Here is a 16,545-nt window from a genome sequence, read left to right as displayed (position 1 = left end):
CTGAAGCTCAAAGCTGAAAACGAATAAGGCGCGTATTTTAGCAGGCGAGGGCGGCAAGAAGATCGTTCGAGCCGCGTGGGGTGCGTGCTAGCTCTGGCTGCCGACCATCTGGTAGGCCGTTTCCAGTGCGACCCGCAGGCTGCCAGTGTCGATCTTGCCGCTGCCGGCCAGATCCAGCGCGGTGCCATGATCTACCGATGTGCGAACGATCGGCAGGCCCAGGGTCACGTTGACCGCGGCACCGAAACCCTTGTACTTGAGTACCGGCAGGCCCTGGTCGTGGTACATCGCCAGCACTGCGTCGCAGAACTCGAGATTTTTGGGGGTGAACAGCGTATCGGCTGGCAGCGGGCCGATCAGATCAAGCCCCTCGTCACGCAGCCTGGTCAGCACGGGCTCGATGATCTCGATTTCTTCGCGGCCCAGGTGGCCGCCCTCACCCGCATGCGGGTTCAGGCCGCAGACAAGAATACGTGGTTGGGTAATGCCGAACTTGCTGACCAGATCGTGGTGCAGGATTCGCGTAGCCCGCTCCAGGCGCTCCGCGGTAATCGCTGCGGCGACATCCTTGAGCGGCAGGTGGGTGGTGACCAGCGCGACACGCAATCCGTGCGTGGCCAGCATCATGACCACCTGCTCGGTGCGGGTCAGCTCGGCGAGAAACTCGGTATGGCCTGAAAAGGGGATGCCGGCCTCATTGATCACACCCTTGTGCACCGGCGCGGTGATCATGCCGGCGAAGCTGCCGTCGAGACACCCGTTTCCAGCTCGGGTCAGCGTTTCCAGTACATAGTGGCCGTTGCGCGCGTCGAGCTGGCCCGCGATCACCGGTGCATCCAAGGGAGTATCCCAGACATACAGACAGTTGGCCGGCGCCGGTTGGCTTGGCCAGCCATGTGGCCCGACTTCCCGCAGCTCAATCGTCAGCCCCAGTTGCGAGGCGCGCTCTGCCAGCAGCGAACAACTGGCGATGGCTACCAGGATCTGAGGCTGGGCCTCGCGCGCCAGCAGCAGGCACAAGTCCGGGCCAATGCCGGCCGGTTCGCCGGGGGTGAGAACGAAGGGGCGGGGAGCGGTCATCAGGCTTCTCTCTGCATGGCGTGTGGCGTTCAACCGCCTGAAATGAAAACGGGGTGGCGACCCTTCGGCCATCACCCCGCATTCCTGTTGCTTGTAGGTACAGCGTGAAGCTTAGAGCTTGATCTCGACGTAAGCTTCGTCGCGGATCTGGCGTAACCACGCCTGCAGCTCTTCGTCGTACTTGCGGTTGCGCAGCAGGCTCAGCGCCTGTTGCTCGCGGAACTGCTCACTGGCATCGGTCGCACGGCGGCCGAGCACCTCGAGGACGTGCCAGCCGTAGGGAGACTTGAACACCGGGGACAGTTCGCCGCTTGCCGTATTGGCCATGACTTCGCGGAACTCGGGCACCAGAGAGGCCGGGTCGATCCAGTTCAGGTCGCCGCCGTTGAGCGCCGAACCAGGGTCTTCGGAAAAGCTCTTGGCCAGCTCGGCGAAGTCTTCGCCAGCGCTGATGCGATCACGCAGGCGCTGCACCAGCAGGCGGGCCTCTTCTTCGCTACGGATTGCGCTGGGCTTGATCAGGATGTGGCGGACATGCACTTCGTCACGCACCTGTGTTTCGCCTCCGCGCTTCTCCAGCAGCTTTACCATGATGAAGCCTGGCGGCGTGCGGACCGGTTCGGTGACCTCGCCAACCGACAGCTCGCGCACGGCAGTATCGAAGGGCGGTGGCAGCTGAGCCGCTTTGCGCCAGCCCATGTCGCCGCCTTCCAACGCGTTCTCGCTACCGGAGCGCGCGACGGCCAGGCGAGAGAAGTCTGCGCCCTGCTGAAGCTGCTGGTAGGTATCCATGGCAGCGCGTTCGGCGGCCTGGATGGTTGCGGAATCCGCAGCTTCTGGTACCGGGATGAGGATATTGGCCAGGTGGTATTCCTCGGACAATTGCAGCTTGCCGAGGTCGGAGGCCAGGAAGTTCTGCACTTCCTGGTTGGACACCTGAATGCGTTCCGCCACTCGACGCTGACGCACGCGGCTGATGACCATCTCGCGACGGATCTGCTCGCGGGCCGTTTCCAGGCTCAGGCCGTCGCGCACCAGAGCTTCACGAAACTGCTCCGGCGACATGTTGTTGCGCTGGGCAATGGTGCCCATGGCCTGATTGAGTTCTTCATCGGAAATGCGTATGCCGGAGCGCTCACCGATCTGCAGCTGCAGGTTCTCGGTGATCAGGCGCTCCAGCACCTGCTGTTGCAGGACGTCCATGGGCGGCACATCGGCGCCGCGCTTGTCGATGGTCTGCTGAACTTCGCGAATACGCTGTTCGAGCTGGCTTTGCATGATGACGTCGTTATCGACAATAGCCACCACGCGGTCGAGGGGTTGAACCTGGGCGAGGGCTGCAGGCGCGAGGCTCGCGCCGCTCAGCAGCAGAGCGCCGAGCGCGAGCGGGCGCAGTACTTCAGAAAGCTTGATCTTCACGTTCACGGTAGCCTTGTATGCTTTCGTCGAGGAGTGCGTCAGTTGCACCGCCAATTACGTTGCCTAGTCCTTTAAATACGACTTGCAAGAAAATCCCGGTATCCGGTTCATCGTTTACATCCGGATTAAGATCGGTTTCGTCATAATCGATCCAGTAGCGGTTAATAACTCGCAGTTTCCAGCAGCAGCTGTCGTACTCGAAGCCGCCGAAGGCTTCCAGGGTACGGCTACGGCCGTAATCGTGCTGCCAGCGTCCGATGACACTCCACTGCGGAGCGACCGGCCAGATGAAAGAGAAGTCATGCTGGTCGATCTTGTAGTAGTCCTTGATGTAGTTTGCCTGTCCCGGCTCGCCGAAATCACTGCCATAAGTCCACCTGCCGCTGGCTTGGTCATAGCGCATGGTGTCGTTGCGATAGCGGTATCCAACGTTGACGATCTTACGAGGATTGTCCGCCGGCTGGTAATGCCACATGGCGCTGCCAGAGCGCGTGCTGTGACTGTCTGGGTCCCAGTTGAATGTCGAGGTGAAGTGCCAATCACGGTTGTAGCGATACATGTACTCGAGCGCATAGGGCGAGACCGAAGACTGTTCAGTATCTCGTTCGCGATAGTTGACGCCCGGCATCTGGACCTTGCGGTCCTTGAAGTAATAGGTCTGACCAATGCTGACCCGCTGGCGCTCGAAGCCGTTAGGCTCGATCCAGCGACTGGATACACCAAGCGATACCTGGTTGGCATCACCGATACGGTCCTTGCCGCTGAAGCGATTCTCGCGCCATAGCGAGGAGTAGCTGAAGCTGCTTTCGCTGGTGTCAAAGACTGGGATCTCGTCTTGGTCCTCTTCCGGCACGTAGAGGTAGAACAAGCGTGGCTCGAGAGTCTGCCGGTAGGCATTGTCGAATACTTGCGTGTCCCGATCGAAATACAGGCCCGAGTCGACGCTAAAAATCGGCACGCTGCGGTCAGGGGAGTCCTCGAACTCCCGCCCAAGGGTCGCGAGGCCGCGGTTATCCAGATCTAGATCGTACTGCGTATACGCGTACTTGACCGAGGGCTGCAGGAAGCCCCAACTCCAATTCAACGGCAGGGTGACACCCGGCTCCAGATGTATGCGCTCGCCTTCGGCACGATTCAGGCCGCTGACATTCTCGTCATACCAAGGCTGTGGGGTGCCGTCTTCATTAATAAAGTCTCCACTGCGCAGGTCGCGCTGGAAGCTCACGAACTCGGTGTTGTAGTTGAAACGTAGGCCGCCCGGCTGGAAGGGCAATGCGCCGTCGAGGGTCAGCTGCGGCAGGCGCTCATAAGGCGTCGTGTCGATTACGCTGGTGGCCTCGTAGGCATGCACATTGAGACGGGCCGTGTAGGTGTCGCCGCGCCATGAGAGCGTACCGCGTTGATCGAGGAACTCTGGCTGGCTGATGCCCAGCTGGGTATCCAGGTCCTGGAAGTAATAGGGGTCGCTGATATCGGTATAGTCGACCTCGGCCAGCAGGCGCGAGTCGAGCCCCGTACGGTTCTGCCAGCTGTACATCCAACGCTGGTCTTCATACTCGGACTGCAGATGACGATCATCGTTGCTGTCGTCCAGGTAGGCCGCGCCGAACTGGCCCTCGCTGCTGCGGGTCAGGTAGCGGAACTCGCCTTCCATCAGCAGACCGCGGTCGGTCATCAGGTGCGGATACAGCGTCGCGTCGAAGTTCGGTGCCAGGTTGAAGTAGTAAGGCGTCAACAGCGCGAGGCCGGTATCGCTGGACGTGCTGATGGTCGGCATGAGGAAGCCCGATTGGCGCCGGTCATCGATGGGGAAATGGATGTAGGGGGTGTAGAACACCGGGACATCCTTGAGCCGCAGCGTGACGTTGGTGGCCGAGCCAAAGCCCGTGGCCGGGTTCAACGTGACGTTGTTGCCTTGCAGGTGCCAGCTGTTTTCGCCGGGCTCGCAGCTGGTGTAGGTACCGTCCTTGAGGCGAAGGATCGCGGTTTCTTCACGCTTGGCGTATTGCGCGCTGCCACGCACCTTGCCGGAATGCACGACGTACTCGGCGTTTTCCACCTTGGCTTCGCCGCTGTCGAGGAATATCTCGGCGCGGTCGCCGACCAGCAATGCATCGCGGTCGCGGAAGCGGACATTGCCGGTCAGATCGCCGCGATTTTCCAGCTGGTGCAGGCTGGCTTCGTCCGCCTCGACCTGAATGCTGCCCTGACGCAGCAACACGTCACCGGCGAGGGTGGCGACTTCCTGTTCCTGCTCGTAGCGGGTGGCTTTGGCCGACACATAGGTCGGCGCTTCGCTCATCGGGGTGGTGTCGAACTTGCCGGGACGGTCGGGCTCGACATAGGTACCGGCGCAGTAAGGACCGGTTTCGGCGAGCTGAGCCGGGGTCAGCTGCTCGCGCGGAACCCAGTCGAGATGGCTGTAATCGGCGCTGCGAGAGGCGAGGGCGCGGCCCTTGCTTTCGGTGACCAGCTTGGTGGTGGCCGTTGGCGCTTGCGCCTTGCTGCTCGTCGACTTGGCGGTGCTCGATGTGCTCACGGTGCTGCCGCTGTGTACCGGGCGCGGTGGCAGGGTCTGACTGGCTTCATTGGACGCGCAGTTCCAGCCGCCGGAGGCGTCGGGCTGGCAGGCGAACTGTTCGGCTGCGAAGACAAAAGGTACAGCTACCGGTTGCAATGCAAGCAGACCGCCAGTAACCAGTAGAGGGAATTTTTTACGAAACGCGGGGTATTTGACTGCCATCTTGTTTTTTGGTCCGTGCTTGCGGCGAGCCATCGGCCGGCTGGGCCGCACGCCTCTCGATGGGCTGAGAAAGATGCAGGATAATAAAGCATGACCCGCCTATCGGCTAGCGCCGTGGAGACCCCCTGGATGCCGCATCAAGATCAACGTCTGCTGGACCTTAGCACCTGGCTGGAACAGCAATTACCCGAAGTCTTCGTCCGTTGCGGCTGGGGCGAAGTGCCGGCGGCGCAGCTCACTGCGGCCAGCAGCGATGCCAGCTTCCGCCGTTACTTCCGCTGGCAGGGTGGCGAGCGCAGCCTGATTGTGATGGACGCACCGCCGCCCCAGGAAGACTGCCGACCCTTCGTCAAGGTCGCGCAGATGCTGGATCAAGCCGGCGTCCATGTGCCGCAGATACTGGCCTCCGATCTTGAGCGCGGCTTCCTGCTGTTGACCGATCTGGGCCGCCAGACCTATCTGGATGTCATTGATCAGAGCAATGCCGGACAGCTGTTCGAAGACGCCGTGGAGGTCTTGCTGAAGTTCCAGCTGCATCCGGTGACCCAGCCGATGCCGGCATACGACGAAGCGTTGCTGCGTCGCGAATTGCAGCTGTTCCCCGAGTGGTATGTGCAGCGCCATCTCGGCCATACGTTAACTGAAGCGCAGCAGGCTGCGTGGGAGCGTATCTGTCGGCAACTGATCGACTCGGCGCTGGCGCAGCCACGGGTGCTGGTGCATCGCGACTACATGCCGCGCAATCTGATGATCAGCGAGCCCAACCCTGGTGTACTGGATTTTCAGGACGCGGTGCTCGGCCCGGTCAGCTACGACATCACCTCGCTGTTCAAGGACGCCTTTCTCAGCTGGCCCGAAGCGCAGGTGCGGGCCTGGCTCGAAGGCTACTGGCACAAGGCGCGCGCTGCTGGTGTGACGCTGCCCGAATCGCTCGGCGAGTTCCTGCGTGCCAGTGACCTGATGGGACTGCAGCGCCACCTCAAGGTGATCGGCATTTTCGCGCGCATCTGCCATCGCGACGGCAAGCCGCGTTACCTCGCTGACGTGCCGCGCTTCTTTGCCTATATCGAGGCCGTGCTGGCGCGCAGACCGGAGCTGGCCGAGCTGCAACAGCTGCTGGCAGAGCTGCCGCAGGCGCCGCACGCATGAAGGCGATGATTCTGGCCGCCGGCAAGGGCGAGCGGCTGCGCCCGCTGACGCTGCACACGCCGAAGCCGCTGGTTCGCGCCGCCGGTGTGCCGCTGATCGAGTACCACGTTCGTGCGCTGGCCGCCGCGGGTTTCGAGGAGCTGGTGATCAACCACGCCTGGCTCGGCCAGCAGATCGAAGACTATCTGGGCGACGGCAGCCGTTTCGGCGTGACCATCCGCTATTCGGCCGAGAGTGAACCCCTGGAAACCGGCGGCGGGATTCACCGGGCGTTGGGGCTGCTCGGCGATGAGCCGTTCCTGGTGGTCAACGGCGATATCTGGACCGACTACGATTTCGCCCGGCTGAGACGGCCGCTTCACGGGCTCGCGCATCTGGTGCTGGTGAACAATCCGCCGCACCACCCCAGGGGTGATTTCAGCCTGGGCGAATCGGCCGTCACGCAGCCTGAGGCCAATGGCGACGCGCTGACCTACAGCGGCATCTCCGTTTTGCATCCGGCGCTATTCGAAGGCTGCCAGCCGGGAGCCTTCAAACTGGCGCCGTTGCTGCGACGAGCCATGGCTGATGGACAGGTGAGTGGTGAGTGCCATGCCGGGCTCTGGGTGGACGTAGGCACCCATGAGCGTCTGGCGGAAGTCGAGCAACTACTGGAGGCGCGACGCTGACATGTTCTGGCCCATCACGCTGTTGGGGCTGCTGATCGGCTGGTTGCTGGCCAGCATTCCGGGGGCTTTGCTCGGCGGTCTGCTGGGGCAGGTGCTCGATCGTCGTCTGGGGCTCGATTCCTGGACCAGGCTGCGTGCGCGCCTGGCCGGCAAGCCGGTGCTGCAAGGCCGGGATTTGCTGTTCTTCCTGTTGGGGCGTCTGGCCAAGAGTGGCGGTCGCGTGAGCCCGGCGCATATCCAGGCCGCACGTGACGAGATGCGCCGGCAGGGGCTCGATGCCGCCGCGCAGCAGCAGGCCATCGCCGCCTTCAACCGCGGCAAGTCGAGCGGTGACGGCCTGCGCGATACCCTGCAACGGCTGCGCAGCCAGCGCGAGGAAAGCCGCCGCCTGATCCAGGCCTGCTGGCGCATGGCACGTGCGCAGGGAAGCATGGGCGCACGCGAGCACGAGCTGGTGCTGCTCTGGGGCAAGTGGCTGGGTTGGGATGCCGCCGAGGTGGCGGCGCTCGATCCGGGCGCGACCCGACGCAAGGAGGCGCCGGCCGGTCGGGGTGGTGCTTACGAGCAGGCCATGCAGCTGCTGGGTGTGCGTCCGGATACCGACCCGCAGCTGATCAAGCGCGCTTATCGGCGTCTGCTGAGCAAGCACCATCCGGACAAGCAGGCGGGGGCTGGTGCGAATGCCGCCCAGGTGCGCGACGCCACCGAGCGCACCCGCGAGCTGCACAGTGCCTACGCATTGATTCGCGAGCGCCGCGGCTTTCGCTGAGCGGGCGTCACTGTGCCGGCTTGCGCTCCAGCCAGCCCCGCACGCGACGCACCAGTTGTTCCTGGTCGGTATTGCGGTCACCGGTCAGGCCTGGCAGTGCGACCAGTCGGTAGTCCGGGTGCCCGGCACGGCGCGCTGCATTGCGCCGTTGCAGTGCCTGCTGATTTGCGGCTGCTCCGGTGCCCGTATAGAAGTCGCCGATGGCGGCGGGTAGCGTTGCGAGATAGCTCTCCAGCGGCTGTTCCCGCTGCAACGGTGCGCGTGGATCGATCACCACCAGTTGCCCGACATCCTTTGGCTGAAGCTGTGCCAGGTACTGGCTCGCCCAGTAGGCGCCGGTGCCATGGCCGATCAGAACAATCGTCGACGCCTGCAGTGAGCGCGCATGCTCGATGGCAGCATCCAGGCGCGCCAGCATGCGCTCGGCATGAGTTGGGGGCGGCGTGTCCTGCTCGGCTTGTGGCGGCGTCGATTCGTCGTTGTCCGTGGCTGCCGTCTGCTCAGGCAGGTAGCCCGCCGAAGTGGTTTGCGCCGCGGCCGGCTGGGTATCGGTGGCGTCAGGCTCAGGGTTTTCTTCCGTTTCGGGCTTCTCTTCCGCAGCCGGGGCTTCTGGCGCTGGCGGGCGCGGGCCAGGGCTAAGCGCCGGATCAGCGGGTGTCAGGCTGAGGGTATGCCAGCCATGTTCGGGAAGGCCGCGCCGTAGCGGGCCGATTGCGCGTGGCCAATCGGCGGTTTCGCCTTCGCTCGGCATAATGACGAGCACGCCGCGGGCCTTCGCAGTATTGGCCGGGTGCCAGAGCGCGAGGAATTTGTCCTCGTCGCCGAGCTGCAGCTGGGCGGCGGCCTCGAGCTGTCGTTGCAGCCCTGCGGCCAGCGCCTCGCTACGAGTTTGTGGCGATGGTCGTGGCGTTGCTGCTGGCTCCTCCGCCGGTGCTTCCTGAGGCGCCTCCGGTTCCTGCGCCGCTGCGATGTACGGCACGCCGCCGCCAAGCGCGACGCCGAACAAAAGCACGAAAGCAGACAAGCGACGCATGGATTGTCTCCGCTATGGATGCCGGTACCACGCTGGCGCCGGCAGGGGTTATGCATTACAACAGCGTGTCGGCACGCCCATCAATTGCGTGAATATATGCTCGCCTTATACCTGCGTTTCCTTCTCCTCCTTGGCCTGACGCTGCCTTTCGCGGCTGGTGCCGTGTCGCTTGACGACGATAGTCGCGCCTGGCTGGAGCAGCATCCGGAGTGGCGGGTCGGGGTGGTGATGGGTGCGCCCTATGCCGAGTATGACCAGCGCCAGCGGCGCCTGTCAGGGTTTCATGTGCGGCTGATGGAGCAGCTGGCGACCGACCTCGGCGTGCGCCTGCAGTGGCGCCGCTTCAATGACGAGGCCGCGCTGGAGAAGGCCGCTCGGGGGGGCTTGATCGATGTGGCCCCCGGCTTACGGCAGACGCCGGCAGGCTTGCGGCTGTGGCGATATAGCGATCCCTTTCTGCGTATCCCGCGCCTGCTCGTCGGTGATCGTGGCGGCCCGCGTGCAATCGATCTTGAATATCTGCACCCGAGCGAGCTGGTCTCCGCCGTCGGGCCGGGACCGATCACCGAGTTCCTCGCCAGCAACTATCCCAATATCACCGTGCTGACCGCGACCAGCCAGGGCGATGCGGCGCGCCAGGTACTGGAAGCCAAGGCAAGCTACGCCGTCATTGACGAGCCGGTGTTCGGCCGCCTTTCGCAGCAGGTGGAGTACGACTCGCTGGCGGTGGTGGGTGATCTGGGCAACCCGCAGCTTCTGCGTATCGCCTCGCGGCGTGACAGCCCGGAACTTGCCGCCGTGCTCGAGGCGGCGATACGGCAATTTCCGGCGCGGGAATTCAGTCAGCTGCAGGAACAGTGGCTCAAGACCCGCAGCATCGACCTCGGTCGCGAGGTCAGCTACTGGCGCAGTCTCAGCCTTTTGCTCGGCGTGTTGTTGCTGGCCTGCCTGCTGATGCTGGCCTGGCAGCGCCATCAGCATGGCCTGCTGGAAAGCCGGCTGAAGACCGCCCGGCGCGATATCGAGCTGCGCGAGGCGGCCGAAGAAGCGCAGCGTTTGACGCAGTTTTGTCTGGATCACAGCACCGTCGGCATCCTCTGGCTCAACTGGGACAGCCGCGTGCGTTACGCCAACCAGGCCGCCGAGGTGCTGCTCGGGCATTCCTCCGGCGGACTGCTGGATCACCCGCTGGAAACATTCGACCCGGCGCTGGGCATGGATGCCTGGCTCGCGCGCTGGCGCGCTGCCCGCACGGGCGAGGATGATCGCCAGGTACACGAATGCGAATGGCTGCGCGCTGACGGCCAGCGCTTTCCGGCGGCCGTCACCTACAGTTTTCTGCGCTTCGGCAGCCGTGAATATCTGGTGGTGTTTCTCGCCGACATTACCGAGCGCCGTCGCGCCAGCGCCCAGCTGCAGGAAAGCGAGGCGCGTCTCAAGGCAATGGCCGGCAACGTGCCCGGGCTGGTGTTCCGCCTGGAGCGGGACGGGCCGCAGGAACCGGTGCGAGTGGCCTATATCAGCGAAGCCAGTCAGCGCCTGGTGGGCTATTCCGCCGAGCGCCTGTTGCAGCCGGGACTTGGCATCCGCAGCCTGGTGCACGCCGATGACGAGGCAGGCTACTGGGCCAGCCAGCAGCTGGCATTGGAGAAAAGCCAGGACTGGCGCTGGCAGGGGCGCATTCTCAATCGCGACGGCGAAGTGCGTTGGGCGGATATCCGCGCCTCCGTGCGCGGCCAGCCGGATGGCCGCCAGGTATGGGACGGCATCGTCTGGGATATCACCGACAACAAGCGCATCGAGCTGGAGCTGGATGCCTCGCGCGCGCAGTTGCGCGAGCTGGCCGCGCACCTGGAGACCGTGCGCGAGGAGGAGAAGGCGCATATCGCCCGCGAAGTGCACGACGAGCTGGGCCAGGTGCTGACCGTACTCAAGCTGGAAACCTCGATGTGCGAGCTGGGCTTCGCCGACCTCGATCCGGCCCTGGCGCAGCGGCTGGAAAGCATGAAGCGGCTGATCGCCCAGCTGTTCCAGCGGGTGCGCGATGTCGCCACCGCGCTGCGCCCGCCGATTCTCGATGCCGGCATTGCCTCGGCCGTGGAATGGCAGGCGCGGCGCTTCGAGGAGCGCAGCGGCGTGGCTTGTCTGGTCGAAGTGCCGGAATGCCCGCCGTTGCTGGGTAACGCGAAAGCCATCGGCCTGTTCCGCATTCTTCAGGAGTCGCTGACCAACGTGATGCGTCACGCCCAGGCGCAGACGGTCAGCGTGCAGCTACTGCTCGAAGGCAACATGCTCTGTCTGCGCGTCAGCGACGATGGTTGCGGTTTTCCTGTGGCCGCGCGCGGCGCCGGCAGTTCGTTCGGCCTGGTCGGTATGCGCGAGCGGGTGCAGATGCTCGGCGGGCAACTGATAATCGACAGCCAGCCCGGCGAGGGCACCACCATCACGGCGCGGGTTCCACTGGACCCGGTGCCGCTTCCATCAGCCGCAAGCACTGGAGCATTGCCGACATGATCAGGGTCATGGTCGCCGAAGATCACACCATCGTCCGCGAGGGCATCAAGCAGCTGATCGGCATGGCGCGTGACATGCAGGTGGTCGGCGAGGCTGCCAATGGCCAGCAGTTGCTCGACCAGTTGCGCCAGATCAGTTGCGATGTGGTCCTGCTGGACATCTCCATGCCCGGCGTCAACGGCCTTGAGGCGATTCCACGGATTCGCGCGCTGAACCAGCCGCCGGCGGTGCTGGTGCTGTCGATGCACGACGAAGCGCAGATGGCCGCGCGCGCGCTGAAGATCGGCGCGGCCGGCTATGCGACCAAGGACAGCGAGCCGGCGCTGCTGCTCACCGCGTTGCGCAAGGTCGCCGCGGGCGGCCGCTACATCGATCCGGCGCTGGCCGACCGCATGGTCTTCGAGGTCGGTCTGACCGATTCGCGACCGCCCCATGCGCTGCTGTCCGAGCGCGAGTACTCGGTGTTCGAACGCCTGGTACAGGGCGATTCGGTGAACGACATCGCCGGCAAGCTGGCGCTGAGCAGCAAGACCATCAGCACCCACAAGGCGCGCCTGATGCAGAAGCTGGCGGCACATTCGGTGGCCGACCTGGTGCGCTACGCCTTGGAGCACAAGCTGGTCTGAGCGCCGCCCGCCGACCCGTCTGTAGGGCGTTCCCTACACGCGACTCTCCCCAACGCCTAGGCCAATCGCTCCGCTGCGCCGATTTTGCCGTGCCCGTCGCCCTTCTACGCTGTGGCCACGGTTCAACGGTTAGGCAGGTGCAGCAGCATGGTCGAGTCAACGGCGAACGATATCCTGGTGAGCTTTCGCGGCGTCCAGAAGAGCTATGACGGCGAGTCGCTGATTGTCCGGGATCTCAACCTGGACATCCGCCGCGGCGAATTCCTCACCCTGCTCGGGCCGTCCGGCTCGGGCAAGACCACCAGCCTGATGATGCTGGCCGGCTTCGAGACGCCCACCGCGGGGGAGATTCTCCTCAATGGCCGGGCGATCAACAACGTGCCGCCGCACAAGCGCGACATGGGCATGGTGTTCCAGAACTACGCGCTGTTCCCGCACATGACCGTGTCGGAAAACCTGGCGTTCCCCCTCAGCGTGCGCGGCATGGCCAAGCCGGACATCAAGGAGCGGGTCAAGCGCGCGCTGGCGATGGTCCAGCTGGAGGGCTTTCGCAACCGCTATCCGGCGCAGCTCTCCGGCGGCCAGCAGCAGCGCGTGGCGCTGGCGCGGGCGCTGGTGTTCGAGCCGCAACTGGTGCTGATGGACGAACCCCTGGGCGCGCTGGACAAGCAACTGCGCGAGCAGATGCAGATGGAGATCAAGCACCTGCACCAGCGCCTCGGCGTCACCGTGGTGTACGTCACCCACGATCAGGGTGAGGCGCTGACCATGTCCGATCGCGTCGCGGTGTTCCATCAGGGACAGATCCAGCAGATCGAAGACCCGTGCACGCTCTACGAAAAGCCGCTGAACACCTTCGTCGCCAACTTCCTTGGCGAGAACAATCGGCTGCCGGCGCACCTGCTGGAACAGCGCGGCGACAGCTGCACGGTCAAGCTGGAGCGCGGCGAAACCGTCCAGGCGCTGGCGGTCAACGTCGGCGCCACGGGCAGTCCGGTCAACCTGTCGATTCGCCCGGAGCGCGTGCTGCTCAACGGCGCCAGCGCCAGTTGTCCGAACCGCTTCACCGGTCGTGTTGCCGAGTTCATCTACCTCGGCGACCACATCCGCATCCGCCTGGAGGTCTGCGGGGTCAGCGACTTCTTCGTCAAGCAGCCAATTGCCGAGTTCGACCACGCCCTGCGCGTGGGCGATGTGGTGCCGATCGGCTGGCATGTCGAGCACGTCCGTGCGCTGGACCCGCTGCAGGCGGCCTGAGGCATTACAAGAACCCTAAAACTGCATCATGGAGCGAACTGGTATGAGCAACTACCTGAAACTGTCCGCGCTGGCGCTCGGACTCGTCTGTGCCGGCCAGGCCGCCGCCGACAGCCTGACCGCGGTGAGCTTCGGCGGTGCCAACAAGCAGGCGCAGACCAAGGCCTTCTACGAGCCCTGGGAAGCGGCCGGCAACGGTCGCCTGATCGCTGGCGAGTACAACGGCGAGATGGCCAAGGTCAAGGCGATGGTCGACACCAACAGTGTGTCGTGGAACCTGGTCGAGGTGGAATCGCCGGAGCTTTCGCGCGGTTGCGACGAGGGGCTGTTCGAGGAGCTCGACCCGGGCATCGTCGGCAATCCGGACGACTTCGTCGAAGGCGCGATCCAGCCCTGCGGCGTCGGCTTCTTCGTCTGGTCGACGGTGCTGGCCTACAACGCCGACAAGCTCAAGAGCGCGCCGTCCGGCTGGGCGGATTTCTGGGATACGGAGAAATTTCCCGGCAAGCGCGGCCTGCGCAAGGGCGCCAAGTACACCCTCGAATTCGCGCTGATGGCCGACGGCGTGCCGGCCAAGGAGGTCTACAAGGTGCTGGCCACCAAGGACGGCCAGAACCGTGCCTTCAGGAAGCTCGATCAGCTCAAGCCGCATATCCAGTGGTGGGAAGCCGGCGCACAGCCGCCGCAGTTCCTCGCCTCCGGCGACGTGGTGATGAGCAGCGCCTACAACGGCCGCATCGCTGCCGTGCAGAACGAGAGCAACCTGCAGATCGTATGGAACGGCGGCATCTACGACTTCGATTCCTGGGCCATCCCCAAGGGCGCCAAGAGTCAGGAGCAGGCACGCAAGTTCATCGCCTTCACCGTCGAGCCGCAGCAGCAGAAGGCCTATGCCGAGAACATCGCCTACGGTCCGGCGAACACCCAGGCCGTGTCGTTGCTGGATGAAAAACGCCTGGCGCAGATGCCCACCGCGCCGCAGAACATCGCCGATCAGGTGGCGATGGACGTGACCTTCTGGGCCGACTACGGCGAACAGCTCGAACAGCGTTTCAACGCCTGGGCAGCACGCTGACCCCGGAGCCCCGCCGCACTGGCGGGGCCGGTCCCAGCCATCGGAACGAATCGCGGAGTCATCATGGCCACAGCTATATCCCTGCCGGCGAACCAGATCGCCGAGCCCAATCTGAAGCAGCGGCTGGCGCGCGCCGAACGGGTGAACAAGCTCAAGTCGCAGGCACTGATCGTGCCGCTGCTGCTGTTCGTGCTGCTGACCTTTCTGGTACCCATCGCCTCGCTGCTCTGGCGCAGCGTCGAGAACCCCGAGGTGGTGAACACGCTGCCACGCACGCTGGCGGCGCTGGCCGAATGGGATGGTCGTGGGCTGCCAGCGGATCCGGCCTATCAGGCGCTGGCCGAGGATCTGTATCAGGCGCGCCGTGAACAGAGCCTCGGCGATCTGTCCAAGCGGTTGAACATGGAGCTGGCGGGCTATCGCAGCCTGCTGACCAAGACTGCGCGGGCGATGCCCTTTCGCGAGACACCAGCGTCCTATCAGGAGGCACTGGAAGCCCTCGATGAGCGCTGGGGCGATCCGGCGTTCTGGCAGGTGATCCAGCGCAACGACAGTGCGGTGACCGGCTACTACCTGCTGGCGGCGCTGGATCACCGCATCGACGAGCTGGGCGAGCTGGCCAAGGTCTCGCCGGATCAGGCGGTATATCTGGACATCTTTGCTCGCACCTTCTGGATGGGCCTGGTGATCACCTCGATCTGCCTGCTCTTGGCCTATCCGCTGGCGTATCTCCTGGCCAACTTGCCGGCGCGGCAGAGCAACCTGCTAATGATCCTGGTGCTGCTGCCATTCTGGACCTCGATTCTGGTGCGTGTGGCGGCTTGGATCGTGCTGCTGCAGTCCGGCGGCCTCATTAATGGTACGTTGCTGAAGATGGGGCTGATCGACCAGCCGCTGCAGCTGGTGTTCAACCGCACCGGCGTCTACATCGCCATGGTGCACATCCTGCTGCCGTTCATGATCCTGCCGATCTACAGCGTGATGAAGAACATCTCGCCGAGCTACATGCGCGCCGCGGTGTCGCTGGGCTGTCATCCGTTCGCCAGCTTCTGGCGGGTGTACTTCCCGCAGACGCTGGCCGGCGTCGGTGCGGGCTGCCTGTTGGTGTTCATCATCTCCATCGGCTACTACATCACCCCGGCGCTGCTCGGCAGCCCGAACGACCAGATGGTCAGCTACTTCGTCGCCTTCTACACCAACACCACTATCAACTGGGGCATGGCCACGGCGTTGGGCGGCCTGCTGCTGCTCGCCACCATGCTGCTGTACGTCATCTACAGCTGGCTGGTCGGTGCCAGCCGCCTGCGGCTGGGTTGAGATGACGCATGTCGCGGCGCGGCCGCCTTTTCAGAGTCTTCATGCCGGGCAGGAGAACCTTTCATGCTGAGCCCCTACATGTCACCCGTCGAACGGGCCTGGTACTACGCGCTGCGCATCCTCTGCGCGCTGGTGCTGCTGTTTCTGATCGTGCCGGTACTGGTCATCGTGCCGCTGTCGTTCAATTCCGGCTCGTTCCTCGTCTATCCCTTGCAGGGCTTTTCCATGCGTTGGTACGAGGCGCTGTTCAGCTCGGCCGACTGGATGCGCTCGCTGAAGAACAGCATGCTCATCGCGCCCGCCGCGACCTTTCTCGCTGTGGTGCTCGGCACCCTGGCGGCGGTCGGCCTGACCCGCGCGGAATTTCGCGGCAAGGCGCTGCTGATGACCATACTGATCTCGCCGATGGTGGTGCCGGTGGTGATCATCGGTGTAGCCAGCTACCTGTTCTTCGCACCGCTGGGCATGGGCAACAGCTACCTGTCGCTTATCCTTGTGCACGCGGTGCTCGGCGTGCCCTTCGTGATCATCACGGTCTCCGCGACGCTGCAGGGCTTCAACTACAACCTGGTGCGTGCTGCGGCCAGCCTCGGCGCATCACCGCTGACCGCGTTCTTCCGCGTGACCCTGCCGCTGATCGCACCGGGGGTGATTTCCGGCGCGTTGTTCGCCTTTGCCACCTCGTTCGATGAAGTGGTGGTGACGCTGTTCCTCGCCGGCCCCGAGCAGATCACCCTGCCGCGGCAGATGTTCAGCGGTATACGGGAAAACCTCAGCCCGACCATCGCCGCCGCGGCGACTCTGCTGATCGGCTTCTCCATCGCTCTGCTGCTGACCCTGGAGTGGCTGCGTGGCCGCGCCGAGAAGCTGCGCACCCAACAACCTGCCTGACGGA

Annotated in this window: 13 protein-coding genes; 9 read left to right on the top strand and 4 right to left on the bottom strand. The window is 64.2% G+C overall.

Translation table 11 applies throughout. From position 1 onward, the window contains the following. Positions 1-87: 87 nt before the first annotated feature. The 3 genes from pdxA to LLJ08_RS17575 all read right to left on the bottom strand — a co-directional run bounded on the left by pdxA (position 88) and on the right by LLJ08_RS17575 (position 5,242). The gene (gene pdxA / locus LLJ08_RS17585) at positions 88-1,080 is read right to left on the bottom strand and encodes a 4-hydroxythreonine-4-phosphate dehydrogenase PdxA (protein WP_228207569.1); all 993 of its coding nucleotides are present in this window, start codon (positions 1,078-1,080) and stop codon (positions 88-90) included. Positions 1,081-1,191: 111 nt separating this feature from the next. Then, positions 1,192-2,499, bottom strand: a complete 1,308-nt coding sequence (locus tag LLJ08_RS17580; RefSeq protein ID WP_041015346.1) for a peptidylprolyl isomerase — start codon at positions 2,497-2,499, stop codon at positions 1,192-1,194. Then, positions 2,480-5,242: an LPS-assembly protein LptD gene (locus LLJ08_RS17575; protein ID WP_228207568.1), complete on the bottom strand. Its 2,763-nt coding sequence runs from the start codon at positions 5,240-5,242 to the stop codon at positions 2,480-2,482. The genes LLJ08_RS17580 and LLJ08_RS17575 overlap by 20 nt, the downstream gene beginning before the upstream one ends. A gap of 129 nt (positions 5,243-5,371) precedes the next feature. On the opposite strand from LLJ08_RS17575, the gene LLJ08_RS17570 reads away from it, so the two are divergent. Genes LLJ08_RS17570 through LLJ08_RS17560 form a run of 3 tightly spaced genes read left to right on the top strand, consistent with a single transcriptional unit; the run spans position 5,372 to position 7,828 of the window. Continuing rightward, the gene (locus tag LLJ08_RS17570) at positions 5,372-6,391 is read left to right on the top strand and encodes an aminoglycoside phosphotransferase family protein (protein WP_228208956.1); all 1,020 of its coding nucleotides are present in this window, start codon (positions 5,372-5,374) and stop codon (positions 6,389-6,391) included. After that, the gene (murU, locus tag LLJ08_RS17565) at positions 6,388-7,059 is read left to right on the top strand and encodes an N-acetylmuramate alpha-1-phosphate uridylyltransferase MurU (protein WP_228207567.1); all 672 of its coding nucleotides are present in this window, start codon (positions 6,388-6,390) and stop codon (positions 7,057-7,059) included. Before LLJ08_RS17570 ends, murU begins: the two co-directional genes overlap by 4 nt. Before the next feature lies 1 nt (position 7,060). Further along, positions 7,061-7,828, top strand: coding sequence for a TerB family tellurite resistance protein (locus LLJ08_RS17560; protein WP_228207566.1), 768 nt, complete (start codon positions 7,061-7,063; stop codon positions 7,826-7,828). Positions 7,829-7,835: 7 nt separating this feature from the next. Here LLJ08_RS17560 and LLJ08_RS17555 read toward each other — a convergent pair whose 3' ends face one another. Then, positions 7,836-8,861, bottom strand: a complete 1,026-nt coding sequence (locus LLJ08_RS17555; RefSeq protein ID WP_228207565.1) for an alpha/beta hydrolase family protein — start codon at positions 8,859-8,861, stop codon at positions 7,836-7,838. Positions 8,862-8,957: 96 nt separating this feature from the next. Here LLJ08_RS17555 and LLJ08_RS17550 point away from each other — a divergent pair, with 96 nt between their 5' ends. From LLJ08_RS17550 to LLJ08_RS17525, 6 genes are all read left to right on the top strand, one after another. Beyond that, positions 8,958-11,375, top strand: coding sequence for a PAS domain-containing sensor histidine kinase (locus LLJ08_RS17550; protein WP_228207564.1), 2,418 nt, complete (start codon positions 8,958-8,960; stop codon positions 11,373-11,375). Further along, positions 11,372-12,001, top strand: a complete 630-nt coding sequence (locus LLJ08_RS17545; RefSeq protein ID WP_228207563.1) for a response regulator — start codon at positions 11,372-11,374, stop codon at positions 11,999-12,001. The genes LLJ08_RS17550 and LLJ08_RS17545 overlap by 4 nt, the downstream gene beginning before the upstream one ends. A 147-nt stretch (positions 12,002-12,148) precedes the next feature. After that, entirely contained in the window at positions 12,149-13,258 is a 1,110-nt protein-coding gene (locus LLJ08_RS17540; protein WP_138300970.1) for an ABC transporter ATP-binding protein, read from the top strand. A 43-nt stretch (positions 13,259-13,301) separates the two neighbouring features. Beyond that, positions 13,302-14,333, top strand: a complete 1,032-nt coding sequence (locus tag LLJ08_RS17535; RefSeq protein ID WP_419585749.1) for an ABC transporter substrate-binding protein — start codon at positions 13,302-13,304, stop codon at positions 14,331-14,333. 63 nt (positions 14,334-14,396) lie between these two features. After that, positions 14,397-15,650, top strand: a complete 1,254-nt coding sequence (locus tag LLJ08_RS17530) for an ABC transporter permease (protein ID WP_228207561.1) — start codon at positions 14,397-14,399, stop codon at positions 15,648-15,650. A gap of 63 nt (positions 15,651-15,713) precedes the next feature. Beyond that, positions 15,714-16,541, top strand: a complete 828-nt coding sequence (locus LLJ08_RS17525; RefSeq protein WP_015278322.1) for an ABC transporter permease — start codon at positions 15,714-15,716, stop codon at positions 16,539-16,541. The last annotated feature ends 4 nt before the right edge of the window (positions 16,542-16,545 follow it).

It is taken from the genome of Stutzerimonas chloritidismutans (assembly GCF_020783375.1).
GTDB classification, from domain to species: Bacteria; Pseudomonadota; Gammaproteobacteria; order Pseudomonadales; family Pseudomonadaceae; genus Stutzerimonas; species Stutzerimonas kunmingensis.
Note: the sequence above shows the minus strand (reverse complement) of the source record. Positions and strands in the feature narration are given on the sequence as shown.

Coding starts and splice junctions, on each gene's coding strand:
- LLJ08_RS17555 (WP_228207565.1), bottom strand. CDS start 8,861: ATGCGTCGCTTGTCTGCTTTCGTGCTTTTGTTCGGCGTCGCGCTTGGC.
- LLJ08_RS17525 (WP_015278322.1), top strand. CDS start 15,714: ATGCTGAGCCCCTACATGTCACCCGTCGAACGGGCCTGGTACTACGCG.
- murU (WP_228207567.1), top strand. CDS start 6,388: ATGAAGGCGATGATTCTGGCCGCCGGCAAGGGCGAGCGGCTGCGCCCG.
- LLJ08_RS17550 (WP_228207564.1), top strand. CDS start 8,958: ATGCTCGCCTTATACCTGCGTTTCCTTCTCCTCCTTGGCCTGACGCTG.
- LLJ08_RS17560 (WP_228207566.1), top strand. CDS start 7,061: ATGTTCTGGCCCATCACGCTGTTGGGGCTGCTGATCGGCTGGTTGCTG.
- LLJ08_RS17545 (WP_228207563.1), top strand. CDS start 11,372: ATGATCAGGGTCATGGTCGCCGAAGATCACACCATCGTCCGCGAGGGC.
- LLJ08_RS17570 (WP_228208956.1), top strand. CDS start 5,372: ATGCCGCATCAAGATCAACGTCTGCTGGACCTTAGCACCTGGCTGGAA.
- LLJ08_RS17535 (WP_419585749.1), top strand. CDS start 13,302: ATGAGCAACTACCTGAAACTGTCCGCGCTGGCGCTCGGACTCGTCTGT.
- LLJ08_RS17540 (WP_138300970.1), top strand. CDS start 12,149: ATGGTCGAGTCAACGGCGAACGATATCCTGGTGAGCTTTCGCGGCGTC.
- LLJ08_RS17575 (WP_228207568.1), bottom strand. CDS start 5,242: ATGGCAGTCAAATACCCCGCGTTTCGTAAAAAATTCCCTCTACTGGTT.
- LLJ08_RS17530 (WP_228207561.1), top strand. CDS start 14,397: ATGGCCACAGCTATATCCCTGCCGGCGAACCAGATCGCCGAGCCCAAT.
- pdxA (WP_228207569.1), bottom strand. CDS start 1,080: ATGACCGCTCCCCGCCCCTTCGTTCTCACCCCCGGCGAACCGGCCGGC.